Source organism: Bacillus sp. COPE52 (assembly GCF_003355115.1).
Lineage (GTDB): Bacteria > Bacillota > Bacilli > Bacillales > Bacillaceae_G > Bacillus_A > Bacillus_A toyonensis.
In genome coordinates this window covers 573,326-580,744 of record NZ_CP031292.1, presented here as the reverse complement: position 1 = coordinate 580,744, position 7,419 = coordinate 573,326, and the positions used below count along the sequence as shown (strand labels likewise).

The window sequence follows — 7,419 nt, the reverse complement described above, 5'->3', positions numbered from 1 at the left end:
TTTATATTGTTTTCATTTACTAAAATTAAAAAGGATTGCAGAATGTTGGGAACCCTAAAGGGTTTCCCAACACTCTGAGGAAAAAAGAAAGGTAACCTTTCTTTTTTCCTTGTAATGACAGTATTATTTATTGTCTGCTAAAGCAGCAAATGCTCTTCCAACAGCTTCGATTGTATATTCGATATCTTCTTGTGTATGTTCTGTCGTTAAGAACCATGCTTCATATTTAGATGGTGCTAAATTAATACCTTCTTGGAGCATAAGTTTGAAGAATCTACCGAACATTTCACCATCTGTATTTTTGGCTGCATCGTAATCTTCAATTGTATTTGTCGTGAAGTATACAGTTAATGCACCCTTTAGGCGGTTTACTGTAATATCGATATTATGTTTTGTAGCTTGCTCTAAAATTCCTTTTTCAAGCATTGCGCCAAGTTCATCTAATTTCTCGTATACGCCTTCTTGTTGAAGAACTTCTAGACAAGCGATACCAGATGCCATAGAAGCAGGATTTCCTGCCATTGTACCAGCTTGATATGCAGGTCCAAGCGGGGCAACTTGTTCCATAATTTCTTTCTTACCACCATAAGCGCCAATTGGAAGTCCGCCGCCGATAACTTTACCAAGTGCAGTTAAGTCTGGTGTTACGCCAAGTAAGTCTTGAGCACCACCGTACATAAAGCGGAAAGCAGTAATAACTTCATCATAAATTACTAATGCACCAGCTTCATGGACAAGCTCATTTACTTTCTCAAGGAATCCAGGTTTAGGCTCTACAATACCGAAGTTTCCAACGATTGGCTCTACAAGGATAGCTGCTACTTCATGTCCCCATTTATCTAACGCTTCTTTTAAAGTTTCTACATTATTAAAGGGAACGGTAATAACCTCTTGTGCAATACTTTGTGGCACACCAGCTGAATCAGGAGTTCCAAGAGTAGAAGGGCCAGAACCAGCTGCTACAAGTACTAAATCGGAATGACCGTGGTAACAACCAGCAAATTTCATAATTTTTGTGCGACCAGTGTAAGCGCGGGCAACACGAATGGTTGTCATAACGGATTCTGTACCAGAGTTTACGAAGCGGACTTTATCTAATGCAGGCATTGCTTCTTTTAACATTTTTGCAAATTTTACTTCTAGTGCTGTTGGCGTTCCGTATAGTACACCATTTTCAGCAGCTGTTGTAATTGCTTTTGTTATATGGGGGTGAGCATGTCCAGTAATAATAGGACCGTATGCTGCTAAATAATCGATATATTTATTTCCATCTACATCCCAGAAATAAGCACCTTTTCCACGTTCCATTGCAACGGGAGAACCGCCTCCAACTGCTTTGAAAGAACGAGAAGGACTATTAACACCACCAACGATATGTTCTAAAGCTTCTTTATGTAATGCTTCTGATTTCGTGAAATTCACTACAATTCATCTCCTTACAAAAATCTATGTATTATTCTAACATGTTTTTAGAAAAGACGTATTGTTTGTGATAGAAGGAGCAGTTGGGTAAACTATTCGTTGTGACATTTAGGAAGGGGGTCCGATTATGAAATCGGTAATTGAGGTACAAGGGTTACGTAAAGAGTTTACAGCCTATTCAAGTCGTCCGGGATTAAAGGGGGCATTTCGCGATTTATTAAATCGTAATTATAAAATAGTACCAGCAGTAAATGATGTGTCTTTTACTGTGAAGCAAGGTGAAATGGTTGGTTATATTGGTGAGAATGGTGCTGGTAAATCAACGACGATTAAAATGCTTACAGGGATTTTGACTCCGACTTCAGGGCAAATCACGGTGAACGGAATGAATCCACATAAACAAAGAGAAGAATTTGTGAGAACAATTGGTGTTGTTTTTGGTCAGCGCTCTCAGCTTTGGTGGGATATTGCGGTACAAGAATCGTTTCGTTTATTGAAGAAAGTGTACGGTGTTTCAGACACTCAGTATAAGGAACATATGGAGCACGTAATCGAAACGTTAGATATTGGTCCTTTATTAGATAAGCCTGTCCGAAAGTTATCTCTTGGCCAAAGGATGCGCTGTGAATTAGCGGCAGCATTAATTCATAATCCACCGTTACTATTTTTAGATGAGCCAACAATAGGGCTAGATGTTCTTGTGAAATTGAAAATACGTGAATTCTTAAAAGAGATGAATGAACGTTATAAAACAACAATTTTATTAACAACACATGATATTACTGACATTGAAGCTTTATGTGAGCGCGTTATCATGCTGGATGAAGGAAATATTATGTATGACGGTTCTTTAAATAACCTTCGCACACAGTGGGGAGCAGAGAAGGAAATCCATTTTCAATTTGTCGCTCCAGTTTCTTATCAGATGTTATCGATGGTTATGCCAGATAGTCAAGTCGTTTGGTCAAAAGCGAAAGAGGAAAATGCGTGGCTTGCAAAAATACCGAATGAAGAAATTATTATTTCAATGCTTATTTCTAAAGTAGTACAAGCTTTTCAAATTAAAGATTTAAAAATTAACGAAGTGTCTACAGAGGAAATAATTCGTAACATTTATGAAGAAGGTATTAAGCATGGGTAAGTATATTGAAATGATTCGCATTCGCTTTTTAATGATGCTTGCTTATCGTACAAATTATTACAGCGGGATTTTAATTTATACGATTAATATCGGTGCGTATTATTTTTTATGGCAAGCGATTTATAGCGGGAAAGAGAATATTGAAAGTTTATCTATTTCGCAAATGACCACGTATATTGCGATCGCATGGATGGCACGTGCTTTTTATTTCAATAATATAGATAGAGAAATTGCGATGGAGATTCAAGAAGGGCGTGTGGCGGTAGAACTAATTCGTCCATATAACTATTTAGGAATGAAAGTTATGCAAGGTCTTGGCGAAGGGATATTTCGTTTTGCGTTCTTTTCAATCCCAGGTATGGTCATCGTTACTTTGTTATTTTCATTACAAATTACAACGAATTTTCAAACGTGGTTATATTTCTTCTTATCGTTAATATTTAGCTTTATCATTAATACACAAATAAACTTAATGACGGGAATGCTTACATTCTTCTTATTTAATAATAGTGGAATTATGTATGCAAAACGTGTTGTGATTGATTTATTTTCTGGTTTATTATTACCGATTAGTTTTTATCCATTATGGGCCCAAAAAGCAATGGTGTTTTTACCGTTTCAAGCAATTAGTTATATTCCGAGTATGATTTTCTCTGAAGGTATACAGGGAAGTGAGTTATATGAAGCTTTGTTATTTCAAGTAATTTGGGCAATTATACTTATTATTCCAATTGTACTCATGTGGAAAACGGCGAGAAAACGTCTAATTGTACAAGGGGGATGATAGGATGCTATATATAAAATTATTTTTGCAATACGCAAGCCAATATATAAAAACTAAATTAGAGTATCGAGGCGATTTTATCGTCGGATTACTTTCGGATTTATCACTACAAGCGGTTAATTTAATCTTTATTCTCGTAGTATTTGGGCATACACAAGCATTAAAAGGATGGAGCCGAGAAGAAGTCATCTTTATTTATGGTTTCTTTTTAGTACCGTTTGCCATTTTTTCAGCATTCTTTAACATATGGGACTTTAATGATCGTTACATTATTAAAGGTGAAATGGATCGTGTATTGACGAGACCAATTCATAGCTTATTTCAAATTATATTAGAAAGAATGGAACTTGAATCTTTAATTGGAGCGGTTACAGGAATTATTGTAATGGGATACGCAGCAGTGGAACTAAATTTATCCTTTTACTGGTATGATTTCTTCCTATTCTTACTGATGGTAGGAGGAGGAGCGCTTGTGTATGGCGGGATATTTGTTACGCTTGCGAGCCTTGGTTTTTGGTCGGATGCGAAAAGTTCCATTATGCCGCTTATGTATAACATAGGTAATTATGGCCGCTATCCTGTTAATATTTATAACCGTGTAATTCGTTTCATTTTAACGTTTGTTTTACCATTTGCATTTGTTGGAGTATACCCAGCGGCGTACTTCTTAAGAAAAACAGAGTGGAATAGCTATGCATTTGCAACGCCAATTGTTGGTGTCATTTGCTTTACTATTGCAATTACTCTCTGGAATCAAGGGGTAAAACGATATCGTGGTGCGGGGAATTAATTATAGAAGCTTGTTCGTTTCAAAGGGATAAATCAGCCGCCCATCTCATACATATAAAATGAGGTGGAGGACATGTTATGGGGATTTATTCTATTAATTGCAGCAGTAGCTATTTTAAGAAGTGTCCAATTATTATGGAGTTCGTATTCAGATTCAAAACGTTTCTTTTCGTTATATAATTTAGCCTCGTTATTTTTAATTTATACAACAGTACTGATTGCATTTGGATTAAGTTATGTTGTATTAGAGGAAATGGGTTTTACAGTTTTGAAAGAAGATGGTGAAAGGTTGACCGCTCATTCTTTTCAGCTTGTTGAAATTTGTTTATATTTTAGTGCAGTCACTTTATTGTCCGTTGGATATGGTGATATAGCTCCGATTGGAATAGGGAGATGGATTGCAATCGGAGAAGCACTGATTGGATATACATTACCGTTTGCTTTTGTGATGAGGTCTGTAATAGACAATGAAAAATAAGATCGCATTTGATATAGTAAAAGAAACAATAAGGAGTGATAATAATGATTACAGTAGGAGAAATGGCACCGGAATTCACGTTAGAAGGAAGTAACGGAGAACAAGTTCGCTTAGCTGACTTTCGCGGGAAAAATGTAGTTCTATATTTTTATCCGAAAGATATGACTCCAGGGTGTACAACAGAAGCATGCGATTTTCGTGATGCATATGGATTATTTCAAGAGAAGGATACGGTTATCCTTGGTGTAAGCCCTGACTCAGCGAATAGACATTTGAAATTCATTGAGAAGCACGAACTTCCATTTACACTTTTAGTAGATGAAGATCATAAAGTGGCAGAATTGTACGATGTTTGGAAATTGAAAAAGAACTTCGGGAAAGAGTATATGGGAATCGAACGCTCGACATTTCTTATTAATAAAGACGGTGAACTTGTAAAAGAGTGGCGTAAGGTAAAAGTAAAAGGGCATACCGAGGACGTTCTTTCTTATATAAAGTAAACCTATAGTGGAGGTAAAATATATAGAAGTAAGGCAAGTGTCTATACATATTTTATCGTCTTACATAAAGTGGAAGTGTAGGGCATACCTCCTCAGATGATAGTATTCCAAGTGCGATTATGTCGCACTTTTTTCTATGTAAATGTATAGAAACTGGGGAAAGATACATAAGAATAAGGCTATATACAAAAATAAACCACATACTTATAGTAGAAATATTGACGATTTATAAGAAAAGGAGTACACTCTTTATAAGAATTATAAAATAATAATCCGTATAGAATCGGGGTGCATGACGGTGGTCAAAGAAGAATTAAAAGAAGCGCTAGAAATGCTGAAAAATACGGGTGTACGCATTACTCCACAGCGTCATGCTATTTTAGAGTACCTTGTGGAATCTATGACGCACCCAACAGCGGATGACATTTATAAAGCATTAGAAGGTAAGTTTCCAAATATGAGTGTTGCAACTGTTTATAATAACTTACGTGTATTTAAAGAAGTTGGACTTGTAAAGGAATTAACTTATGGAGACGCTTCAAGTAGATTTGATTATGTTACAAGTCAACATTATCATGTGATTTGTGAAAAATGTGGTAAGATTGTTGATTTTCCTTATGGAGGATTGGAACAGCTTGAAGAGGAAGCTGCGAAAACGACAGGCTTCGTTATTAATAGTCATCGCTTAGAAATTTATGGCGTTTGTCCAGAGTGTCATAAGGCGTAATATATAATAAAAAAAGAGGCTGACGGTTACGTCAGCCTCTTTTTTTATTATATAAAGGTATCTTATGTTTATTTGGAATTACAGCGTTAAGTGGAAAGGCCCATGGGAGCAAGTTACGTTAGTAAGAGGGTTAGATAAAACTGCGTCGAATAGATTTTATGTAGTGAAAATAACATCTTGGGGGATGCGCTTTGAAAACATATGAGATTAAAAATAACATTCCAACATTGGAAGAATACAAGTATTTATGTGACTCTGTCGGGTGGACTAATTATATGAATTTTGAAGTGGTGGAAACATCACTTCAAAATTCTATTTACTGCGTCACAGTCAATGATAATAATCGAATTGTGGGTATGGGGAGAATTGTTGGTGATGGGGCTATCTATTTCTATATTCAAGATATAGTGGTTCATCCAGATTATCAAAAGAATGGTATTGGAAAGAAAATAATGAGTGCTTTAGTTGAATACTTAAATCAGACTGCACCGGATAAAGCGTTTGTTGGTTTGTTTGCATCAGAAGGTAAAACGTCATTCTATGAAAAATATAATTTTAAAGATTACTCACCCAACATGACGGGGATGTTTACTGTAATATCGAAAAAATAGACATAATAAATTTTAGAAGAAGACAGTAAGCGATATGAAAGGCATCGTTTTTCTAATAGCCTTTTTCCTTATTAAACTAACGGGAACTTCAGTTTAATAAGGAAAAATTAAAAAGTCGATTTCTTGGTTAAGAAATCGACTTTTTAATGAGTTGAAACTTCTTTAGCTTTGTAAATAGAACTGTACCCTATATCCCTATAATTTATAGCTCTTCTTATTATATTTCTCATCAAATTCTTTTCCTTCTAGATTTCGATCAAGTGTTAAAGGTTGATTGCAATGCATACATGCGTCGACACGACCGAGCATTTTTGTTGGTTTATCGCAGCTTGGACAAATGATTTGTATAGTCTTTGTAGATAACATACCAATCCAAAAGTAAACGACAGTACTAGCGATAACAGCTAAAAAACCAACCATCATAAATGTTGTCATAATAATAATGTTGTCGCGGAAAAAGACACCTAAGTATGCAATGAAGAGGCCGATAAATACTAAGCTTAATGCAAAGGTCCGAATTTTATTGATTTTGTTTGAATATTTAATGCTCATTCTCACCACACTCCTATAATAATAATATAACACAAAATTTAGAATTTTCATTCGCTGGAGATTATGTTAAAGCGATAAGATATGAAATAAGGAGGAATGAAGAACGAACGTAAATAATGATGGTTATCAAAGGTTTTTTAACTCCTTAACGGGATGTGAAATTTTTTTATAAAAAGTATTGACCCTATATATACTGCGTGATATATTAATAAACGTCGCTGATGCGGAAACGCAGAAAATGACAAAAAAGAAATTGAAAAACTTAGTTGACATCGAAAAACGAAGATGTTAACATAAGGAAGTCGCAAATGAGCGACCGAGTAGTTCTTTGAAAACTGAACGAAACAAACAACGTGAAACGTCAATTTTTATTTTTAGATGCTAGACAAACTAACTTTATTGGAGAGTTTGATCC

Annotated in this window: 9 protein-coding genes; 7 read left to right on the top strand and 2 right to left on the bottom strand. The window is 35.4% G+C overall.

Annotated features, from left to right (window positions below; all coding sequences use genetic code 11):
* Positions 1-123: 123 nt before the first annotated feature.
* Positions 124-1,422, bottom strand: a complete 1,299-nt coding sequence (gene hemL / locus DPQ31_RS02840) for a glutamate-1-semialdehyde-2,1-aminomutase (RefSeq protein WP_001011872.1) — start codon at positions 1,420-1,422, stop codon at positions 124-126.
* A 127-nt stretch (positions 1,423-1,549) separates the two neighbouring features.
* Between hemL and DPQ31_RS02835 the strand changes: the two genes are divergently transcribed.
* The 7 genes from DPQ31_RS02835 (at position 1,550) to DPQ31_RS02805 (ending at position 6,452) form a co-directional block, all read left to right on the top strand.
* Positions 1,550-2,563 carry an ABC transporter ATP-binding protein gene (locus DPQ31_RS02835; protein ID WP_098711275.1) on the top strand — a complete coding sequence of 338 codons (1,014 nt, stop codon included), beginning with the start codon at positions 1,550-1,552 and terminating at the stop codon, positions 2,561-2,563.
* Complete coding sequence (locus tag DPQ31_RS02830) at positions 2,556-3,347, top strand: ABC transporter permease (protein ID WP_000521521.1); 792 nt, start codon at positions 2,556-2,558, stop codon at positions 3,345-3,347. The genes DPQ31_RS02835 and DPQ31_RS02830 overlap by 8 nt, the downstream gene beginning before the upstream one ends.
* Positions 3,348-3,351: 4 nt before the next feature.
* On the top strand, positions 3,352-4,137 hold the full coding sequence (locus DPQ31_RS02825) for an ABC transporter permease (RefSeq protein WP_000965746.1): 786 nt from the start codon (positions 3,352-3,354) through the stop codon (positions 4,135-4,137).
* 72 nt (positions 4,138-4,209) lie between these two features.
* A complete protein-coding gene (locus DPQ31_RS02820) occupies positions 4,210-4,614 on the top strand; it encodes a potassium channel family protein (RefSeq protein ID WP_000964354.1) in 405 nt (134 codons plus the stop codon).
* Between the two features lie 44 nt (positions 4,615-4,658).
* A complete protein-coding gene (bcp, locus tag DPQ31_RS02815; protein ID WP_000633719.1) occupies positions 4,659-5,114 on the top strand; it encodes a thioredoxin-dependent thiol peroxidase in 456 nt (151 codons plus the stop codon).
* A 298-nt stretch (positions 5,115-5,412) separates the two neighbouring features.
* On the top strand, positions 5,413-5,841 hold the full coding sequence (gene perR, locus DPQ31_RS02810; RefSeq protein ID WP_000237831.1) for a peroxide-responsive transcriptional repressor PerR: 429 nt from the start codon (positions 5,413-5,415) through the stop codon (positions 5,839-5,841).
* Between the two features lie 191 nt (positions 5,842-6,032).
* A complete protein-coding gene (locus DPQ31_RS02805; RefSeq protein ID WP_000860626.1) occupies positions 6,033-6,452 on the top strand; it encodes a GNAT family N-acetyltransferase in 420 nt (139 codons plus the stop codon).
* A gap of 195 nt (positions 6,453-6,647) precedes the next feature.
* Here the strand turns inward: DPQ31_RS02805 and DPQ31_RS02800 are convergent, their stop codons facing one another.
* Positions 6,648-7,004, bottom strand: a complete 357-nt coding sequence (locus tag DPQ31_RS02800) for a YgzB family protein (protein ID WP_000025051.1) — start codon at positions 7,002-7,004, stop codon at positions 6,648-6,650.
* Positions 7,005-7,419 lie beyond the last annotated feature (415 nt).